This window comes from Enterobacter sp. R-25 (assembly GCF_049913205.1).
GTDB classification, from domain to species: domain Bacteria; phylum Pseudomonadota; class Gammaproteobacteria; order Enterobacterales; family Enterobacteriaceae; genus Enterobacter; species Enterobacter ludwigii.
On the sequence record NZ_CP183982.1, the window covers coordinates 993744 to 1012355 of the forward strand.

General features: G+C 53.2%; 18 protein-coding genes. 6 read left to right on the forward strand and 12 right to left on the reverse strand.

Translation table 11 applies throughout. The features are described 5' to 3' along the window. Window positions 1–11 precede the first annotated feature (11 nt). Together ispA and xseB are read right to left on the reverse strand one after the other, a co-directional pair. Complete coding sequence (ispA, locus tag ACN9MQ_RS04700; RefSeq protein ID WP_014168855.1) at window positions 12–911, reverse strand: (2E,6E)-farnesyl diphosphate synthase; 900 nt, start codon at window positions 909–911, stop codon at window positions 12–14. After that, entirely contained in the window at window positions 912–1154 is a 243-nt protein-coding gene (xseB, locus tag ACN9MQ_RS04705) for an exodeoxyribonuclease VII small subunit (RefSeq protein WP_008503331.1), read from the reverse strand. A 312-nt stretch (window positions 1155–1466) separates the two neighbouring features. On the opposite strand from xseB, the gene thiI reads away from it, so the two are divergent. Then, window positions 1467–2915, forward strand: a complete 1449-nt coding sequence (gene thiI, locus ACN9MQ_RS04710; RefSeq protein WP_014168857.1) for a tRNA uracil 4-sulfurtransferase ThiI — start codon at window positions 1467–1469, stop codon at window positions 2913–2915. Window positions 2916–2960: 45 nt separating this feature from the next. Here the strand turns inward: thiI and yajL are convergent, their stop codons facing one another. Further along, on the reverse strand, window positions 2961–3554 hold the full coding sequence (gene yajL, locus ACN9MQ_RS04715; protein WP_426021417.1) for a protein deglycase YajL: 594 nt from the start codon (window positions 3552–3554) through the stop codon (window positions 2961–2963). Further along, window positions 3517–4428 carry a 2-dehydropantoate 2-reductase gene (gene panE, locus ACN9MQ_RS04720; protein ID WP_014168859.1) on the reverse strand — a complete coding sequence of 304 codons (912 nt, stop codon included), beginning with the start codon at window positions 4426–4428 and terminating at the stop codon, window positions 3517–3519. The genes yajL and panE overlap by 38 nt, the downstream gene beginning before the upstream one ends. Before the next feature lie 203 nt (window positions 4429–4631). On the opposite strand from panE, the gene ACN9MQ_RS04725 reads away from it, so the two are divergent. Further along, window positions 4632–5123 (forward strand): YajQ family cyclic di-GMP-binding protein, encoded by a 492-nt coding sequence (locus tag ACN9MQ_RS04725; RefSeq protein WP_020885215.1) that lies wholly within the window; start codon window positions 4632–4634, stop codon window positions 5121–5123. Between the two features lie 32 nt (window positions 5124–5155). Here ACN9MQ_RS04725 and ACN9MQ_RS04730 read toward each other — a convergent pair whose 3' ends face one another. The 8 genes from ACN9MQ_RS04730 to ACN9MQ_RS04765 all read right to left on the reverse strand — a co-directional run bounded on the left by ACN9MQ_RS04730 (window position 5156) and on the right by ACN9MQ_RS04765 (window position 14031). Next, window positions 5156–6517: an MFS transporter gene (locus tag ACN9MQ_RS04730; protein ID WP_426021416.1), complete on the reverse strand. Its 1362-nt coding sequence runs from the start codon at window positions 6515–6517 to the stop codon at window positions 5156–5158. 149 nt (window positions 6518–6666) lie between these two features. Next, complete coding sequence (gene cyoE, locus ACN9MQ_RS04735; RefSeq protein ID WP_014168862.1) at window positions 6667–7554, reverse strand: heme o synthase; 888 nt, start codon at window positions 7552–7554, stop codon at window positions 6667–6669. 11 nt (window positions 7555–7565) lie between these two features. Next, on the reverse strand, window positions 7566–7892 hold the full coding sequence (locus tag ACN9MQ_RS04740) for a cytochrome o ubiquinol oxidase subunit IV (RefSeq protein ID WP_006176899.1): 327 nt from the start codon (window positions 7890–7892) through the stop codon (window positions 7566–7568). Next, window positions 7892–8506: a cytochrome o ubiquinol oxidase subunit III gene (locus ACN9MQ_RS04745; protein WP_014168863.1), complete on the reverse strand. Its 615-nt coding sequence runs from the start codon at window positions 8504–8506 to the stop codon at window positions 7892–7894. Before ACN9MQ_RS04745 ends, ACN9MQ_RS04740 begins: the two co-directional genes overlap by 1 nt. Continuing rightward, window positions 8496–10487, reverse strand: a complete 1992-nt coding sequence (gene cyoB, locus ACN9MQ_RS04750; protein WP_014168864.1) for a cytochrome o ubiquinol oxidase subunit I — start codon at window positions 10485–10487, stop codon at window positions 8496–8498. The genes ACN9MQ_RS04745 and cyoB overlap by 11 nt, the downstream gene beginning before the upstream one ends. A 16-nt stretch (window positions 10488–10503) precedes the next feature. Continuing rightward, entirely contained in the window at window positions 10504–11451 is a 948-nt protein-coding gene (gene cyoA / locus ACN9MQ_RS04755) for a cytochrome o ubiquinol oxidase subunit II (RefSeq protein WP_008503322.1), read from the reverse strand. Window positions 11452–11930: 479 nt separating this feature from the next. Then, window positions 11931–13406 (reverse strand): muropeptide MFS transporter AmpG, encoded by a 1476-nt coding sequence (ampG, locus tag ACN9MQ_RS04760; RefSeq protein ID WP_025204965.1) that lies wholly within the window; start codon window positions 13404–13406, stop codon window positions 11931–11933. A 46-nt stretch (window positions 13407–13452) separates the two neighbouring features. Beyond that, window positions 13453–14031, reverse strand: a complete 579-nt coding sequence (locus ACN9MQ_RS04765; protein WP_014168866.1) for a lipoprotein — start codon at window positions 14029–14031, stop codon at window positions 13453–13455. Between the two features lie 304 nt (window positions 14032–14335). On the opposite strand from ACN9MQ_RS04765, the gene bolA reads away from it, so the two are divergent. The 4 genes from bolA (at window position 14336) to clpX (ending at window position 18567) form a co-directional block, all read left to right on the forward strand. Then, window positions 14336–14653, forward strand: a complete 318-nt coding sequence (gene bolA / locus ACN9MQ_RS04770) for a transcriptional regulator BolA (RefSeq protein WP_013095855.1) — start codon at window positions 14336–14338, stop codon at window positions 14651–14653. 330 nt (window positions 14654–14983) lie between these two features. Then, window positions 14984–16282, forward strand: a complete 1299-nt coding sequence (gene tig, locus ACN9MQ_RS04775) for a trigger factor (protein ID WP_014168868.1) — start codon at window positions 14984–14986, stop codon at window positions 16280–16282. Window positions 16283–16542: 260 nt separating this feature from the next. After that, window positions 16543–17166, forward strand: coding sequence for an ATP-dependent Clp endopeptidase proteolytic subunit ClpP (clpP, locus tag ACN9MQ_RS04780; protein ID WP_020885210.1), 624 nt, complete (start codon window positions 16543–16545; stop codon window positions 17164–17166). 126 nt (window positions 17167–17292) lie between these two features. Then, window positions 17293–18567 carry an ATP-dependent protease ATP-binding subunit ClpX gene (gene clpX, locus ACN9MQ_RS04785; RefSeq protein ID WP_020885209.1) on the forward strand — a complete coding sequence of 425 codons (1275 nt, stop codon included), beginning with the start codon at window positions 17293–17295 and terminating at the stop codon, window positions 18565–18567. Window positions 18568–18612: the final 45 nt, after the last annotated feature.

Genomic DNA, 18612 nt, shown 5'->3' on the forward strand with positions numbered 1-18612 from the left:
AGATAGTGTGTTTATTTATCACGCTGGATTATATAGTCCGCTAGCGCTTCCAGTGCCGAAGTATCCAGTGATTGCGCGGCCAGTTGATTCAGCGACTGGCGGGCATCCTCTATCAGATCCCGGGCTTTACGTTGGGCTTGCTCAAGACCCAGCAGGGCGGGGTAGGTACTTTTGCCAAGCTGCTGATCCGCACCCTGACGTTTACCCAATGTTGCAGTATCGCCCACCACATCCAGAATGTCATCCTGAACCTGGAATGCCAGACCGATACTTTCTGCGTATCTGTCCAGTATCGGCAGGGCTTTGCGCCCCTGTTCACCCGCGCTCAGGGCGCCCAGACGAACGGCTGCACGAATCAATGCGCCCGTTTTATGGCGATGAATACGCTCCAGCTGTTCCAGATTAACCTGACGTCCTTCCGCTTCCAGATCCAGTGCCTGACCGCCACACATACCGGCGACGCCGCTGGCCATTGCCAGTTCAGAGATCATCGACAGACGGTCACGGTCGGCCACTTCGGCCATCGGCGCATCGCTCAGAATCGAGAACGCCAGGGTTTGCAGGGCATCCCCCGCCAGAATGGCATTCGCTTCGCCAAACTTGATGTGGCAGGTAGGCTGGCCACGACGTAGATCGTCGTCGTCCATGGCCGGCAAATCATCATGGATCAGCGAGTAGGCATGGATGCACTCAACGGCGGCTGCCGGGGCATCCAGCGTGTTAGCGCTGATACCAAACATATTGCCCGTGGCGTAGACCAGAAACGGACGCAGGCGCTTTCCACCCAAGAGTGCGCCATAGTGCATGGCTTCAACCAGTGGAGTGTTCTGAAAAGGCTGTGGCTCAATAAAACGGCGCAGCGCATCGTTGGCACGCGCGACGCATGCCTGAAGCTCGTTGGCGAAATCCATTTACTCGGCGTCCGGTGTGAATGGCGTAGTTTTAGCGTCTTCGCTGTCGGACAGCAGGATCTGCACGCGCTGCTCGGCCTGCTGCAGTTTGACCTGCCCCTGGCGCGCCAGCTGCACGCCGCGCTCGAATTCATTGAGCGCCTCTTCCAGGGGTAAATCGCCGCTCTCAAGGCGGGTGACAATCTGCTCCAGCTCACTCAGCGCAGTTTCAAAACTGGCCGGTGCGTCGTTCTTCTTCGGCATAGTGAATTGACTCTTATATTCTCAGCCCCGACATGGTAACGGACTCGGGGCAATTATCAAATAACGCGCAATGTGCACAGGAGCGGCGTGAAGATGATATACTTGCGCGCCTGGATGCAGCCACGGGTGTGGGCTGCTATACACGTCATCCTTCAGGTTGTCTCTGTTTGGGCTACGTTTGCGCCTTTCCGTTACTTACTCGCGTAAGCTTGCAGGGGGCTGTGGCTCGCCGCGTTGATGCCACCTGAATGATTTTGTGTATATTTCATTTTCCATTACAAGCCTTAAGCTTGCCTAAGAAACATTGCCGCCATGAAGTTTATCATTAAATTGTTCCCTGAAATCACCATCAAAAGCCAATCTGTGCGTTTGCGCTTTATTAAAATTCTCACCGGGAACATTCGTAACGTATTAAAACACTACGACGAAACGCTCGCCGTGGTGCGTCACTGGGACCACGTTGAGGTTCGCGCGAAAGATGAAAACAAACGTCAGGATATTCGCGACGCGCTGACCCGTATTCCGGGCATTCACCATATTCTGGAAGTGGAAGACGTTCCTTACACCTCCCTGCATGACATTTTTGAAAAAGCGCTGGTGCAGTACCGCGATCAGATTGAAGGCAAAACCTTCTGCGTGCGCGTGAAGCGTCGTGGTAAGCATGAGTTTAGCTCCATTGAAGTGGAACGCTATGTGGGTGGCGGCCTCAATCAGCACGTTGAGAGCGCGCGCGTGCGCCTGACTAACCCGGACGTGACCGTTAACCTGGAGATCGAAAACGATCGCCTGCTGCTGGTGAAAGGCCGTTATGAAGGTATCGGCGGTTTCCCAATCGGCACGCAGGAAGATGTCCTGTCGCTGATCTCCGGCGGTTTCGACTCCGGTGTTTCCAGCTATATGCTGATGCGCCGCGGCTGCCGCGTACACTACTGCTTCTTTAACCTGGGCGGTGCGGCGCATGAAATCGGCGTGCGTCAGGTTGCGCACTATCTGTGGAACCGCTTCGGCAGCTCCCACCGCGTGCGTTTTGTGGCGATCAACTTTGAGCCAGTGGTCGGCGAAATCCTTGAAAAAGTGGACGACGGTCAGATGGGCGTGGTGCTGAAACGCATGATGGTGCGTGCAGCGTCCAAAGTGGCGGAGCGCTACGGCGTGCAGGCGCTGGTTACCGGTGAAGCGCTGGGGCAGGTCTCCAGCCAGACTCTGACCAACCTGCGTCTTATCGACAACGTATCGGATACCCTGATCCTGCGTCCGCTGATCTCCTACGATAAAGAGCACATCATCGATCTGGCGCGCAAAATCGGTACCGAAGATTTTGCCCGCACCATGCCGGAATACTGCGGCGTGATCTCAAAAAGCCCGACCGTCAAAGCGGTGAAGGCGAAAATCGAAGCCGAAGAAGAGAACTTCGATTTCGGCATTCTGGAGAAGGTGGTGGCGGAAGCGACCAACATCGATATCCGCGAGATTGCCCAGCAGACCGAGCAGGAAGTGGTTGAAGTTGAAACCGTCAGCGGTTTCGGTGCCAACGATGCGATTCTGGATATCCGTTCCATTGATGAACAGGATGACAAACCGCTGCAGGTTGAAGGCGTGGACGTGGTTTCTCTGCCGTTCTACAAGCTGAGCACCAAATTCGGCGATCTCGACCAGAGCAAAACATATCTGCTGTGGTGCGAGCGCGGGGTGATGAGCCGTCTGCAGGCACTGTATCTGCGCGAGCAGGGCTTTGCAAATGTGAAGGTCTATCGCCCTTAACCGTTTGCCGGGTGGCGGCTTCGCTTACCCGGCTTTCTTTACACGCTACGCTTCGTAAAAATTATAAATCCCCGCTGCCATTACTAACGACGACGCCACCTCGTAGGCTTTCTCACGCCCGACCAGCAGGTCGATAATCTTCAGTCCAAAATCGATCGCGGTACCCGGCCCCTGGCTGGTGAGCAGATTGACGCGCGGATCCCAGACCACACGTTTATCCACCCATTGCTCTTCAGGAATGGTCTCTTTCAGTCCCGGGAAACCGGTCATATTCCCGATCGGGAAAATGTTATGCGGCACCAGAACCGTGCCGGCTGCGGCACAAATTGCCGCCACGATGCGCCCCGACAGATGGAATTGCCTGACGGTTTCGACCATGAGCGGGCTGTCGCGAAAATACTCCGCGCCCTTCAGGCCGCCCGGCAGTACGATGATGTCGTAATCCCCGTCGGCCACCTGCACAAGCGGTGCATCGGCGAGGATTTTTACGCCCCGTGAACAGGTGATGGTCAGATTACCGTCGCTGGCGACGCTGGCGGTGGTCACGTTAATGCCGCCGCGCACCATCAAATCAATGGTGGTGACGGCTTCTGTCTCTTCGCTACCAGGGGCGAGGCAGATCAGTGCTGACGCGCTCATATTCACTCTCCTTACGTTTAACCAGGTCATACAGACGGGCATTTTCCGGCACGGCAATGCCGTGGGCGCGGGCGCGTTTGAGCAAATAGCCCGTGATGTAATCAATCTCTGTGTGGCGTAATGCCCGAATGTCCTGCAACATCGAGGAGATGTTTTCTGCAGTACTTTCAATTACCTGCTCAACATAATAGCGTAAATCCTCCGCCGAGGTATGCAGGCCTTCACGTTCGATAACCGAGGCGACCTCCGCGCACAGGGTGGCAATTTCCTGCGGATGATTTTTCAGTTCCCCGTTCGGGCAGTTCCACAGCGCCGTCAGCGGATTGATCACGCAGTTAACCGCCAGCTTGCGCCACAGCTGCGGGCGGATAGTGTCATGCCAGGCCACGTCCGGCAGCACCTTCTGCAGAACATCCGCCAGATAGCTGTAGTCGCCATCCTGCGTACGGGCGGGGCCCATGTGCGTTACGCCGCTGGCGACATGCACGATAATGTTGCCATCGCGGCGTGCAGCGTGCGTGGTGGTCGCCATTAACAAGGGATGCGGGATGCTTTTCAGCTCATCAATGGTTCCCATGCCGTTATGCAGCAGCAGGATGGGGGAGTCTGGGGGAAGTTGCGCGGCCAGCGTCTTTACCGCATCTGATACCTGCCATGCTTTGAGCGTGACCAGCAGCAGATCGCTTTGCGCCAGAAAATCCGGATCGTTCGCGGTGAGTGATTCGTTGAATATACTTCCGTCTTCGTCAATCAGGTTCACACTGCAATAGGGCTGGGGCACGCGCAGCCAGCCCTGTACCTCATGTCCGTGCTTGCAAAGCGCGGTCAGCCATAGCTGTCCAAGGGCTCCGCATCCGAGCACTGTAATTTTCATTGTTCCTCCTCACCTGCAACTGCGCCAGGTGTTACGGCCTAAGTATAGCGCCGTCAGCTAAGCTTCTGTTGAGTAAACCCTGTGACATCTGTGCGGTGTTTCCTCACGTGAACGGCCAGGGATAGCTGCAACTCGAATTATTTGGGGTATCTGCCTTGTAGCGGGTATTATGCAACGCAACAAAAATGAAGGGAGAAGAAAAGATGCCATCTTTCGATATTGTTTCCGAAGTTGATATCCAGGAAGTCCGCAACGGCGTTGAAAACGCAAGCCGTGAAGTTGAGTCACGTTTCGACTTTCGTGGCGTTGAGGCCACTTTCGAGCTGAACGATGCGAATAAGACCATTAAGGTCCTGAGCGAATCTGATTTCCAGGTTAACCAGCTGCTGGATATTCTGCGCGCCAAGCTGCTTAAACGCGGCATTGAAGGCACCTCACTGGATGTACCAGACGAGTTTGTGCATAGCGGTAAAAACTGGTTTGTCGAAGCCAAACTGAAGCAGGGTATTGAGAGCGCGGTTCAGAAGAAGATCGTTAAGCTCATCAAGGACAGCAAGCTGAAGGTTCAGGCGCAAATCCAGGGTGAAGAAATTCGTGTGACCGGTAAATCCCGCGATGACCTGCAGGCCGTTATGGCGCTGGTACGTGGCGGCGATCTGGGGCAGCCGTTCCAGTTCAAGAACTTCCGCGATTAAGACAAAAATGCCCGGTTTCACCGGGCATTTTTTCAGGCTTTGAGAGCCTGCTCGATTTCGAAGCGGTTAGTCACTTTACTGTCTATTTTGACGTAAGCGCTGCGCTCTTGTGGGGCAATAAGCACTTCACTTACCCCCTCTGTTGCTTCAAGACGCTGTTTTAGCGCGTCGGTAATCTCAACATCCTCAGGGATTTCGACCCGCAGACTGCTGACGTAGCGCGGCTCTTTCATGCTGCTGGCGACCAGCAGCCAGACCATCGCCAGCAGTGCGCCCGCGAGGAACACGGTTTGCGAATCAAACAGGCCGTCCACCCAGCCGCCGAGCGAGCCCCCGATAGCCACGCCGATAAACTGGCTGGTGGAGTAGATCCCCATTGCTGTGCCTTTATAGCCGGCCGGGGACTCCTTGCTAATCAGCGATGGCAGCAGGGCTTCCATCAGGTTAAAGGCCAGGAAGAAGAGCTGCACGCCGGCCACCAGTTCCCAGAAGTGCGGGCCGGATCCCCAGAGTACAATCTCGGCAATCAGCAGCACCGCCACGCAGCCAATGAAGACGCGCTTCATCTTGCGTTTCACTTCGGCGTAGATGATGAACGGCACGACCGAAACGAACGAAATCAGCATGGTCACCAGATAGATTTTCCAGTGCTCCGCAGCGGGGAAGCCCGCAGCGGCAAGCTGACCGGGAAGGGCGACAAAGGTCGACATCAGCAGGATGTGCAGACACATAATGCCGAAGTTAAGTTTAAGCAGGCGCGGTTCCACCAGCACTTTGCTGAAGCAGCCTTTCACCATCCCGGATTCACGGTTAAGGACGTGGTTTTTGCTGTCCGGCACCACCCAAAGGGTCAGCGCAATACCGACGGTCGCCAGCACGGCAATCATCCAGAACAGGGCATGCAGACCGAGTTTATGGGTGATGATAGGCCCGAGCACCATCGCAATCGCGAAAGTGACGCCAAAGCTCACGCCGATAAACGCCATCGCTTTGGTGCGATTCTGCTCACGCGTTAAGTCTGACAGCAGCGCCATCACGGCGGCGGCAATCGCGCCAGAGCCCTGCAGGGCGCGACCAAGAATAATTCCCCAGATGGAGTGGGAGAGGGCGGCTATCACGCTGCCGAGCACAAAAATAAGCAGGCCGCCGACAATCAGCGGTTTGCGACCTACCCGATCCGAGAGCAGACCAAATGGGATCTGAAATACCGCCTGAGCCAGACCGTAGATGCCAATCGCCAGGCCAATCAGCGCTTCGCTGGCACCCTGTAGCGCCATGCCGTACGTGGTCAGAACAGGCAGGACCATAAACATGCCAAGCATCCGTAGCGAGAAAACAGTCCCTAAACCCCAGGTCGCGCGCAATTCGCCTTGCGTCATTTTATAATCGTTCATTACCACCTCAATTCAAAAGCAGGCCATAGTGTAGTGCGGGGAAGGGGCGGGGTAAATAAAGGGTTATTTAACAAATATTACATGCGTTATTAATGGATTCGATGAATAAAAAAGGGTGCCGAAGCACCCTTTTATTCACCAGGTGTGACTTACCAGACGTAAGTCAGCAGGTTGTGTGAATCAGGCACCATGAAATCAACGGACATCATCACCGACAGCGAAGTGATAGCGACAATGGAGAACACGAACAGCTTACGTGCCCAGACCTTGTCATCTTCCACTTTGTAGCCGCGCAGGGCCATGCCGAGCCACCAGACGCTCACCGCAGCCGCTACCGCCAGGTATTTGTACCCGGCGTAACCGCCCAGAGAGAGCATCAGCGTTGCCACGGCAAAGGCGATGATGTACAGCGTGATGTGGTTTTTAGCCACGGAAATGCCCTTCACGACCGGCAGAACCGGGATGTTCGCTGCCTGATAATCCTTAAAGCGGAAAATCGCGATGGCATAGGAGTGCGGCATCTGCCACAGGCTAAAGATAGCCAGCAGGATCAGCGCACCGCTGTCGAACTCGTTCGTGACGGCGCAGTAGCCAATCACCGGCGGCGCAGCGCCGGAGAGAGAACCAATCAGCGTTCCGTAGACGGAGTGGCGTTTCATATACAGGCTGTAAACGCCCACATAGACGACGAACCCCATCACCCCCAGCCAACAGGCCAGAGGGTTAGCGCCAAACCACAGCAGCATAAAGCCAGCAATACCCAGCAAGGTGGCGTACACCAGCGAGACGGAAGGGGCGATCAGGCCTTTAACCAGCACCCGATTTTTAGTCCTTTCCATCTTCTTGTCGATATCCATGTCGATGTAGTTGTTAAATACACAACCGGATGCAACAACCAGCGACACACCGACCAGCGTAGCGATAAAGAGGGTGTAATCGATGCTGCCTTTAGAGGCCAGCAGGAACCCCCCAATTACGGAGATCAGGTTGCCAAAGATGATGCCTGGTTTCGTGACTTGCAGGTATTGCTTAAACATACTCGCCGCTCTTAGTGAACCATCATGTTGTAGTTAAGGTTCCACATAATCCAGATGGAACCGACTACCAGGATAGCGATGATAATCACGGTAAAGATGAAAGCCGTCATGTTCCAGCCTTCATCGGACTTGGTGTTCATGTGCAGGAAGCAAACCAGATGCACCAGAATCTGAATCACCGCGGTTACCAGGATTGCACCCAGAATAACCGGCTTAGACGCAGAACCGCTCATCACCATCCAGAACGGGATCACCGTCAGAATGATCGACAGGATGAAACCTGTCATATAGGTTTTTACGCTACCGTGGGAAGCGCCATGATCGTTTGAATGACTCATTACATCGCCCCCATCAGATATACAACAGAGAACACACAGATCCACACAACGTCCAGGAAGTGCCAGAACAGGCTCAGGCACAGGATACGCGTGCGGTTAGTGCTGGTCAGGCCACGACGGGAGATCTGGAACATCAGTACTGCCATCCAGATCAGACCAGACGTTACGTGCAGACCGTGGGTCCCGACCAGTGCGAAGAACGCAGACAGGAAGCCACTACGATCCGGCCCGAAGCCTTCCATAATCAGGTGATGGAATTCATAGATTTCCATCCCGATAAAGCCAGCACCAAACAGCCATGTCAACGCCAGCCAGGAGACAACCTGGCTCTTGTTGTTTTTGTACATGGCGATAGCCGCCATGCCGTAGGTGATGGAGCTGAACAGCAGCAGCGCGGTTTCTACCAAAACGAACGGCAGTTCAAAGATGTCCTTGCCAGCCGGGCCGCCCGCAGTGCCGTTCACCAGAACGGCATACGTTGCGAACAGACAGCAGAACAGAATGCAGTCGCTCATCAGGTAGATCCAGAAACCGAAGACTTTTGTCGGTCCTGTATCGTGGTGCGCATGTTCATGCGCGTGGGCAGTAGAGTGCGCCAAAGTATCAGTTGCCATTTTTCAGCCCCGCTTTAGAAATCTCATCGAAATGCTGGTTTTCCAGTTTTTCGACTTCACGGACTGGTACGTAGTAGTCTACGTCCTCGTCAAAGCTCTTCACAATCCAGCTGATTACGATGCCGGCGAAGCCAACAATCGCCATCCACCAGATGTGCCAGATCATTGCGAAGCCAAATACCGTTGCGAAGGCGGCAATAACAATGCCCGCACCGCTGTTTTTCGGCATGTGGATCTCTTCGTAATGAGCAGGTTGCTTGTACGCTTCACCTTTTTCTTTCATTTCCCAGAATGCGTCGCGTTCATGGACCTGCGGCACAATGGCGAAGTTATAGAACGGTGGTGGAGAAGAGGTTGCCCACTCCAGCGTACGGCCACCCCATGGGTCACCGGTCAGGTCACGGTTCTGATCGCGGTCGCGAATAGAAACGTAGAACTGAATCAGCTGAGACGCGATACCACAAGCAATCAGCACGGCACCGCCCGCTGCAACCATCAGCATTGGGTGGAACTGTGGATCAATCTGCTGGCTCAGACGACGGGTCATACCCATGAAGCCCAGCACGTACAGCGGCATAAATGCAACGAAGAAGCCGATGATCCAGAACCAGAATGCGCGTTTACCCCATTTTTCGTTCAGGGTGAAACCGAACGCTTTTGGCCACCAGTAGGTTACGCCAGCGAAGCAGCCGAAGACCACACCACCGATGATAACGTTATGGAAGTGCGCAATCAGGAACAGACTGTTGTGCAGAACGAAGTCAGCACCCGGTACCGCCAGCAGTACACCGGTCATCCCACCCACGGAGAAGGTGACGATGAAGCCGATAGTCCACAGCATTGCTGAGTGGAACACGATACGGCCCTGGTACATGGTGAACAGCCAGTTGAAGATCTTAACCCCGGTAGGGATTGCGATAATCATGGTCGTAATACCGAAGAAGGCGTTTACGTTCGCGCCAGCACCCATGGTGAAGAAGTGGTGCAGCCAAACGATGAACGACAGAACGGTAATACACACGGTTGCCCACACCAGTGAGGTGTAACCAAACAGACGTTTACGCGAGAAGGTTGCTGCGATTTCGGAGAACACACCGAAGACCGGCAGAACCAGGATGTACACTTCCGGGTGACCCCAGGCCCAAATCAGGTTGATGTACATCATCATGTTGCCACCCATATCGTTGGTAAAGAAATGGGTGCCCAGGTAGCGGTCCAGGGTCAGCAGCGCGATGGTGACGGTCAGAATTGGGAATGATGCAATAATCAGGATGTTGGCGCACAGAGATGCCCAGGTAAATACCGGCATCTTGAACATGGTCATGCCAGGGGCACGCATCTTGATAATGGTCACGAAGAAGTTGATACCGGTCAGGGTTGTACCGACACCGGAGAGCTGAAGTGCCCAAATCCAGTAATCGACGCCAACGCCCGGACTGTACTCAATTCCCGAAAGCGGCGGGTAAGCCAGCCAGCCGGTCTGCGCAAATTCGCCCACACCCAGTGACAGGTTAACCAGGATAACGCCGACAACCGTGAACCAGAAGCTCAGGTTGTTCAGGAACGGGAACGCTACGTCGCGCGCGCCGATTTGCAGCGGAACGACAACGTTCATCAGACCGATAACCAGCGGCATCGCCACGAAGAAGATCATGATAACGCCGTGGGCGGTAAAGATCTGGTCGTAGTGATGCGGCGGCAGGAAGCCGGCTTCACCCGCAGACGCGAGTGCCTGCTGGCTACGCATCATGATCGCATCCGCAAAGCCACGAATTAACATGACGATACCGACGATGCAGTACATGATACCCAGTTTTTTGTGGTCAACCGAAGTCAGCCACTCGTTCCACAGGTAGCTCCACTTACCGAAGTAAGTGATCAAGGCCAGTAAGGCTGCGCCACCGATGATAATTGCAGCAACCGTAACCACGATAATGGGTTCATGGTAGGGCACTGCATCCAGTGTCAATTTTCCGAACATTTTCTTCCTCGGCCCCTTAGTGAGCGGTTTCCGCGTGGCTCATGTCCATGCCTTCCATACCTTCGTGTGCGCTATGCTCACCTTCAGGCTGGGTCATGTCCATGCTCTTGCCGTGATCCATAAATTTGCCAATAACGTCTTTGAACAAATCGGGTTTCACGTTAGAGAAGTACTCCACCTTGTTATATTCGCTAGGTGCTGCCACTTTTTCGAACGCCGCCATGTCAGACATGGTGTTTGGAGACTGCTTCGCTTTTTCAACCCACTGGTCGAAAGCGGCACGGTCTGGCGTCGCGATAGCTTTGAACTTCATACCTGAGAAGCCCGGGCCGCTATAGCTGGCGGAGATACCATCGTAGGTGCCTGCTTCATTCGCGATCAGGTGCAGGTTAGTCTGCATACCGGCCATCGCGTAAATCTGGCTACCCAGACGTGGGATGAAGAAGGAGTTCATTACGGAGTTGGAGGTCACTTTGAACTGAACCGGAGTGTTCGCCGGGAAGGCGATTTCATTCACGGTGGCAATGCCCTGTTCCGGATAGATGAAGAACCATTTCCAGTCCATGGAGACCACTTCAATGGTAATCGGTTTTTCATCGTGAACCAGCGGCTTGCTTGGCTCAAGTGCGTGAGTGGTTTTCCATGTCAGTACGGCAAGGAACAGGATGATCAGGATAGGTACCGTCCAGACCACAGCTTCCACTTTATTGGAGTGTGACCAGTTAGGGCTATACTTCGCATCTTTATTGCTCGCACGATACTTCCAGGCGAAACCAACAGCCATCAAAATGGCTGGAATAACCACAATCAACATCAGGCCAAAAGCCGTCAATATCAGTGAACGTTGTTCCAGTCCAATCTGTCCTTTGGGGTCAAGTAGTGCAGAATCGCAGCCACTGAGTAATACAGTGCCTGCGAATAATGACAACCATCCCAAACTTTTATTGTATTTCCTGAGTCTCATTTAACGACCTCAATTCCACGGGAGTCTGGTGGCGTTTAAAGTGTGGGGGCATTTTACGGGAAGGTTACATTACTGTAAACATCATTAGACCTGTGTCAGGAAGGTGTTACCGGGTTCTGCCGCACATGTCACAAGTGTTGCAAATTATGTCGCTTTTTAAGACGTAAGCCGCATGGCATGGGCTTTATAACGAAAGGACCCCCAAGCATACCCTAAAAGGGGCAATTGGTATAACCATTGTGAAAAATAAACAAAAAATTAACAATTAATTATCAATAAAAAGACAACTAAAAAACGAAAAATCAAACTCTCTGATGCTGAATCGTTTAATGAAAAATAGCGTTCTGCAATTGACTCCAATAATTTCCGAATCCTATCCCGCACAAAACAACAAATATTTTTTTTAGCGGCTGGCGGCTATTTCACCGTTATAATTTCGGGTCGTGATTACAACGGGAAATAACCTTTCGGATTTTACTTCAGGTTAACTGCGTTTTACGCAGCGCCATGAAATCGAGCAGCCCGCCAGTCAGGATCCCGGCAACCGCCAGCAGCGCGCCGGCATCCAGCAGAAGCGCTTCGAGAGGCAGTACCAGAGAGGTGGTGGCATTAATAATGAGCACCACGAGCCACAGCACCAGGGCAAAGCAACCCGCCATTAACAGTCGTAACGCAAAACGGTAAGCGCGATGATATTCCGTGCGTGGCATAAAGTGTTCTGTTCGCTGGGTATATTCCAGCGTCTGGCGACAGACCAGTAACAATAAGAGCCCAGGCACTGCCGCTACCACGGAGAAGAGGTAGAACGTTGGCCAACCATGGGCTTCAACAAACCAGCCGGCAATCGGCCCGACATACACGCGACCAACGGCGGAAAGCGCCGAGAGCAGAGCGAACTGCGTCGCGGAAAACGATTTGTTGCACAGGGTCATCAGCAGGGCAACAAACGCCGCTGTCCCCATACCGCCGCACAGGTTTTCAAAAAACACCGCGGCGCCCATGCTGATCATATGCTTATCCGTCACCGACAGCAGCCAGTAACCGGCGTTCGATGCCCCCTGCAGGATGCCGAAGATCAGCAGTGCGCGAAAGAGCGTCAGACGCTGCATTAATACGCCGCCGTACAGGGCCCCGACAATAGTCGCAAACAACCCGAGCGTTTTGTTCACCACGCCGACTTCGCCGGCATCAAACCCGACCCCGCGAATTAAGAAGGTGGTGGTCAGGCTCATCGCGAAGGCATCGCCGAGCTTATAAAGGACGATTAACAGCAGGATAAGCCAGGCGTTGTTGCGGCCAAAGAAGTCGCGAAGAGGTTCGGCAACGGCCTGCTCCAGAGAACGTGGAACCGGGATCACATCGCTCGGTTCGGGGGCGAGCAGGGTGGCAATAATACAGGGGATCAACAGGGCGGCCATCAGCCAGTACATGCCCTGCCAGCCGAGATAACGGTCGGCCACCCACAGCGCCAGACCTCCGGATACCAGCATCCCCAGACGATAGCCCAGCACGCTAATGGCTGCGCCGGCTCCCCGCTCTTCTGCAGGCAACACGTCCGTCTTCCAGGCATCAAAAACGATATCCTGCGAGGCAGAACAGAAGGCGATTACCACCGCAAGGGCGGCCATCCAGCGAAGCTGCGTCGTGGGTTCAAGAAAGCCCATCGCCGCGATTGCGATCAGCAACAGGACCTGGGTCATCACTAACCAGCCGCGACGACGGCCCAGGAACGGCGGGGTATAACGGTCCATCACCGGCGACCACAGGAACTTAAAGACGTAAGCCTGGCCGACGAGGGAGAAGAAACCAATGGTTTTGAGATCGATATTCTCGACGGTCATCCAGGCCTGCAGCGTGCCGGAGGTGAGGGCGAGAGGTAAACCGGAGGCGAAACCAAGGATCAGCAGGATGGCTGATTTAGGTTGCTGGAAAATGCGTAAGTAATGACTCGACATGTTCATATAAAGCTGACCCGGTGAAACACCGGGTCAGGAAGCGGGATTAACGCGCGTTTTGCTTGATGAAGTCGTGGATGCTGGTGTCCTGCGCCATATCAGAAATGGTGTCAGTCAGCACGCTGTTAACCGCGTTAGCAATATTTTTGTTGGACGCCTGGAACGCGCCTTCAACAGAGTAGCTCGCACGGTAGTTTTTGGTCATCTTGTTACCGTTCTTCGCGGTCGCGATGATGGCGATATCCGCTTTGGTGGAGATGTTGTAGCGAACATTACCCTGGGACACGTCAGCGTACAGGTTGTTCACGATGATCTGCAGATCAACCGCACCGCTTGGGCCAATCATATAGCCGCGGGAAGTCATCTGTTTCTCGAGCACTTCCTGCAGCAGGAAGCGCAGGTCTCGTGAGGCGGTCAACGTCACCTGCTGGTTGTCGCGGGTCACTTTAGCCAGGGCTTGATCCTGACGCTGATCGGCACCGTTAATGCTCACGGTTACGCCCATCAGGCTAGGATCCTGCTGAGGCAGGGTAATCTTAGGGGAGACATCAATGGTTGTAGGCGGGGTAGCGCAGCCTGCCAGCATAAAAAGTGCTACCAACGGAAAGAAGAGTTTTTTTAACATTTTCAGGTTCTCAACGAATCGTAAGCATTACAGAGAAAAATTGCCGCCATCATAACATCGCTAACGGCCAGGGGAAGTGGTCAACGCATGTAAATTCATCGCCTTGTCCGAAAACTGACCAGCCCCGCCTTTTTCTCCACGCGCGAAGGTCAAAAGGTATGAGTCTCACAGTGAACTTCATTCGTCTGAATGAGAAAATAAGACGAAAGCTAAATATTTGTTGTCTTGTTGTAATGGAAACGGTAAAAGCGGCTAATATTTAAAGGGATGGGTGACATCCTGGCGTTGTCGGAGGAGTGATTTCATGATGATACGTGAACAGATAGAAGATAAATTAAGGGCAGCGTTCAACCCTGTGTTCCTCGAAGTCGTCGACGAAAGCTATCGTCATAACGTGCCGGCAGGTTCTGAAAGCCACTTTAAAGTGGTTCTGGTCAGCGATCGCTTCACGGGAGAACGTTTCCTGAACCGACATCGCTTGATCTACAGCACCTTGACGGAAGAACTCTCCACAACCGTACATGCGCTGGCATTGCACACCTATACCATTAAGGAATGGGAAGGCTTGCAGGATACGGTATTTGCATCGCCGCCGTGTCGCGGCGCAGGCACCATCGCCTGATAAATCGGATTTGCAACGGCTGGAGCTTTTCCAGTATGTTGCATACAGATTTCCTCAAAACGGCCTCCGGGCCGTTTTGTTTTGTCTGAGTTTTGAGCGGATGGTGCGTTTTTAAGGCTAAAAATAGCCTTAAAGTGTGAAAAAAGCCGCAGCAACATGCCCCAACCGTTCTCGACTCACCTAAGTGATGCCGCTATAATGCCGCGTCTTAATGAATGTCTTCGGGATGATTCTGGCGACAGGGAATGTGAATCTGCACTAAGAGAGCATCCCGGTATAACAGACAGATTCAGAGTTGACCGAGCACTGTGATTTTTTTGAGGTAACAAGATGCAAGTTTCAGTTGAAACCACTCAAGGCCTTGGCCGCCGTGTAACGATTACTATCGCTGCTGACAGCATCGAAACTGCTGTGAAAAGCGAGCTGGTCAACGTAGCAAAAAAAGTACGTATTGACGGCTTCCGTAAGGGCAAAGTACCGATGAATGTTGTTGCTCAGCGTTATGGCGCTTCCGTGCGTCAGGATGTGCTGGGTGAACTGATGAGCCGCAACTTTATTGATGCAATCATCAAAGAAAAAATTAATCCGGCCGGTGCGCCGAATTACGTTCCAGGCGAATACAAACAGGGCGAAGACTTCACCTACTCCGTAGAGTTCGAAGTGTACCCGGAAGTTGAGCTGAAAGGTCTGGAATCTATCGAAGTTGAAAAACCTGTTGTTTCCGTGACTGACGAAGACGTTGACGGCATGCTGGACACTCTGCGTAAGCAGCAGGCGAACTGGAAAGAGAAAGAAGGTGCTGTTGACGCGGAAGACCGTGTGACCATCGACTTCACCGGTTCTGTAGACGGCGAAGAGTTCGAAGGCGGCAAAGCGTCTGACTTCGTACTGGCAATGGGCCAGGGTCGTATGATCCCAGGCTTCGAAGACGGTATCAAAGGTCACAAAGCGGGCGAAGAGTTCACCATCGACGTGACCTTCCCGGAAGAGTACCACGCTGAAAACCTGAAAGGTAAAGCAGCGAAGTTCGTTATCAACCTGAAGAAAGTTGAAGAGCGCGAACTGCCTGAACTGACTGAAGAATTCATCAAGCGTTTCGGCGTGGAAGATGGTTCTGTAGCCGGTCTGCGTACCGAAGTGCGTAAAAACATGGAACGTGAGCTGAACGGCGCTGTACGTAACCGTGTGAAATCTCAGGCGATTGACGGTCTGGTAAAAGCGAACGAAATCGACGTTCCGGCTGCCCTGATTGACAGCGAAATCGACGTTCTGCGCCGTCAGGCTGCACAGCGTTTCGGTGGCAACCAGCAGCAAGCGATGGAACTGCCACGCGAGCTGTTCGAAGAGCAAGCTAAACGCCGCGTTGTTGTTGGCCTGCTGCTGGGCGAAGTGATTCGTACCCACGAGCTGAAAGCTGACGAAGAGCGTGTGAAAGGCCTGATCGAAGAGATGGCTTCTGCATACGAAGATCCATCAGAAGTGATCGAGTTCTACGGTAAGAACAAAGAGCTGATGGACAACATGCGCAATGTTGCCCTGGAAGAGCAGGCTGTTGAAGCGGTACTGGCGAAAGCGAAAGTGACCGAAAAAGCGACCTCTTTCAACGAACTGATGAACCAGCAGGCGTAATTTCGCCCCCAGGGTTTAAAGTTTGAACAAAAAACCCGTTGCCTTCCGGCGACGGGTTTTTTTTATCACGGCTTTACCCCAGGAAGAGTGCTAAAACGCCCTTTCAGTGTTAGCGTAACAACAAAAGGTTGTTATGCTTGAAATAGGGCAGTATGAACCCCATAAGTGTGTAATCACGATGATTGAGACTGGCTGATAATCCGTCCGTAAGGTTACAATCAGTACAGCAGGTGTTTTCAATTTTGATCCAGGAGACGGAAATGTCATACAGTGGCGAACGAGATAACTTTGCACCCCATATGGCTCTGGTGCCAATGGTTATTGAACAGACCTCACGTGGTGAGCGTTCTTTTGATATCTATTCCCGTCTGCTCAAGGAGCGCGTTATCTTTTTGACCGGCCAGGTGGAAGACCACATGGCTAACCTGATCGTGGCGCAGATGCTGTTTCTGGAAGCGGAAAACCCGGAAAAAGACATTTACCTGTACATTAACTCCCCGGGCGGCGTGATCACGGCAGGTATGTCCATTTATGACACCATGCAATTCATCAAGCCAGATGTCAGCACTATCTGTATGGGTCAGGCTGCATCTATGGGTGCGTTCCTGTTAACCGCAGGGGCTAAAGGTAAGCGTTTCTGCCTGCCAAATTCCCGCGTGATGATTCACCAGCCGCTGGGGGGTTATCAGGGGCAGGCGACGGATATTGAAATCCACGCCCGCGAAATTCTGAAAGTAAAAGCGCGCATGAATGAACTTATGGCGCAGCATACGGGTCAATCTCTTGAGCAGATCGAGCGCGATACCGAGCGCGATCGTTTCCTCTCTGCCTCTGAGGCTGTTGAGTACGGCTTAGTCGACTCCGTTTTGACCCATCGTAATTGATGCCCGTGACGCGAGTGTGCCGCTATACTCAGGTAGGGCGGCATGTTGCTAAAAGCAGCTTGCGTCTGAAAATGGCATTTGCGTCGTCATGTGCGGCACAAAGAACTTAAAAAGAGGTTTGGACTCATGACAGATAAACGCAAAGATGGTTCGGGCAAACTGCTGTACTGCTCTTTTTGCGGCAAAAGCCAGCATGAAGTGCGTAAACTGATTGCCGGGCCGTCCGTGTATATCTGCGACGAATGTGTTGACTTATGTAACGACATTATTCGCGAAGAGATTAAAGAAGTAGCACCTCACCGCGAGCGCAGCGCGCTGCCAACGCCGCATGAAATTCGTCATCATCTTGACGACTATGTCATCGGTCAGGAGCAGGCGAAAAAAGTGCTCGCCGTGGCGGTATACAACCACTATAAACGCCTGCGTAACGGTGATACCAGCAATGGCGTAGAACTGGGTAAAAGTAATATTCTGCTGATCGGCCCAACCGGCTCCGGTAAAACGCTGCTGGCTGAAACGCTGGCGCGTCTGCTGGATGTTCCGTTCACAATGGCCGATGCCACCACCCTGACCGAAGCCGGTTATGTGGGTGAGGACGTAGAAAACATCATCCAGAAACTGCTGCAGAAATGCGATTACGATGTACAGAAAGCGCAGCGCGGGATTGTTTACATCGATGAGATCGACAAGATCTCCCGTAAATCTGACAACCCGTCCATTACCCGTGACGTATCGGGTGAGGGCGTGCAGCAGGCGTTGCTGAAGCTGATCGAAGGTACGGTTGCAGCCGTTCCACCGCAGGGTGGCCGTAAACATCCTCAGCAGGAGTTCCTGCAGGTTGATACGTCCAAGATCCTGTTCATCTGTGGTGGTGCGTTTGCCGGTCTGGATAAAGTGATCTCTCACCGTGTTGAAACCGGCTCCGGCATTGGTTTTGGCGCGACGGTGAAAGCCTCGTCTGAAAAGCCGAACGAAGGCGAGCTGCTGTCACAGGTTGAGCCAGAAGACTTGATCAAGTTTGGTCTGATTCCTGAGTTCATTGGCCGTCTGCCTGTTGTGGCAACGCTGAACGAACTGAGTGAAGACGCGCTGATCCAGATCCTGAAAGAGCCGAAAAATGCGCTGACCAAGCAGTATCAGGCGCTGTTCAATCTGGAAGGCGTTGAGCTGGAATTCCGTGACGAAGCGCTGGACGCGATTGCCAAGAAAGCGATGATCCGTAAAACCGGTGCGCGTGGCCTGCGTTCTATCGTGGAAGCGGCGCTGCTTGACACCATGTACGATCTGCCGTCGATGGAAGATGTTGAGAAAGTGGTGATTGATGAGTCGGTCATTAGCGGCCAGACCAAGCCATTGCTGATTTATGGCAAGCCGGAAGCGCAACAGGCATCTGGCGAATAATTCACCAAATCATACAAGCAGTTAATCAAAAAGGGGGGATTTTAT

What these genes read in the sequence shown, in the direction of transcription:
- ispA (WP_014168855.1), bottom strand. Translation starts at nt 911, where the DNA reads ATGGATTTCGCCAACGAGCTTCAGGCATGCGTCGCGCGTGCCAACGAT.
- xseB (WP_008503331.1), bottom strand. Translation starts at nt 1,154, where the DNA reads ATGCCGAAGAAGAACGACGCACCGGCCAGTTTTGAAACTGCGCTGAGT.
- thiI (WP_014168857.1), top strand. Translation starts at nt 1,467, where the DNA reads ATGAAGTTTATCATTAAATTGTTCCCTGAAATCACCATCAAAAGCCAA.
- yajL (WP_426021417.1), bottom strand. Translation starts at nt 3,554, where the DNA reads ATGAGCGCGTCAGCACTGATCTGCCTCGCCCCTGGTAGCGAAGAGACA.
- panE (WP_014168859.1), bottom strand. Translation starts at nt 4,428, where the DNA reads ATGAAAATTACAGTGCTCGGATGCGGAGCCCTTGGACAGCTATGGCTG.
- ACN9MQ_RS04725 (WP_020885215.1), top strand. Translation starts at nt 4,632, where the DNA reads ATGCCATCTTTCGATATTGTTTCCGAAGTTGATATCCAGGAAGTCCGC.
- ACN9MQ_RS04730 (WP_426021416.1), bottom strand. Translation starts at nt 6,517, where the DNA reads ATGAACGATTATAAAATGACGCAAGGCGAATTGCGCGCGACCTGGGGT.
- cyoE (WP_014168862.1), bottom strand. Translation starts at nt 7,554, where the DNA reads ATGTTTAAGCAATACCTGCAAGTCACGAAACCAGGCATCATCTTTGGC.
- ACN9MQ_RS04740 (WP_006176899.1), bottom strand. Translation starts at nt 7,892, where the DNA reads ATGAGTCATTCAAACGATCATGGCGCTTCCCACGGTAGCGTAAAAACC.
- ACN9MQ_RS04745 (WP_014168863.1), bottom strand. Translation starts at nt 8,506, where the DNA reads ATGGCAACTGATACTTTGGCGCACTCTACTGCCCACGCGCATGAACAT.
- cyoB (WP_014168864.1), bottom strand. Translation starts at nt 10,487, where the DNA reads ATGTTCGGAAAATTGACACTGGATGCAGTGCCCTACCATGAACCCATT.
- cyoA (WP_008503322.1), bottom strand. Translation starts at nt 11,451, where the DNA reads ATGAGACTCAGGAAATACAATAAAAGTTTGGGATGGTTGTCATTATTC.
- ampG (WP_025204965.1), bottom strand. Translation starts at nt 13,406, where the DNA reads ATGTCGAGTCATTACTTACGCATTTTCCAGCAACCTAAATCAGCCATC.
- ACN9MQ_RS04765 (WP_014168866.1), bottom strand. Translation starts at nt 14,031, where the DNA reads ATGTTAAAAAAACTCTTCTTTCCGTTGGTAGCACTTTTTATGCTGGCA.
- bolA (WP_013095855.1), top strand. Translation starts at nt 14,336, where the DNA reads ATGATGATACGTGAACAGATAGAAGATAAATTAAGGGCAGCGTTCAAC.
- tig (WP_014168868.1), top strand. Translation starts at nt 14,984, where the DNA reads ATGCAAGTTTCAGTTGAAACCACTCAAGGCCTTGGCCGCCGTGTAACG.
- clpP (WP_020885210.1), top strand. Translation starts at nt 16,543, where the DNA reads ATGTCATACAGTGGCGAACGAGATAACTTTGCACCCCATATGGCTCTG.
- clpX (WP_020885209.1), top strand. Translation starts at nt 17,293, where the DNA reads ATGACAGATAAACGCAAAGATGGTTCGGGCAAACTGCTGTACTGCTCT.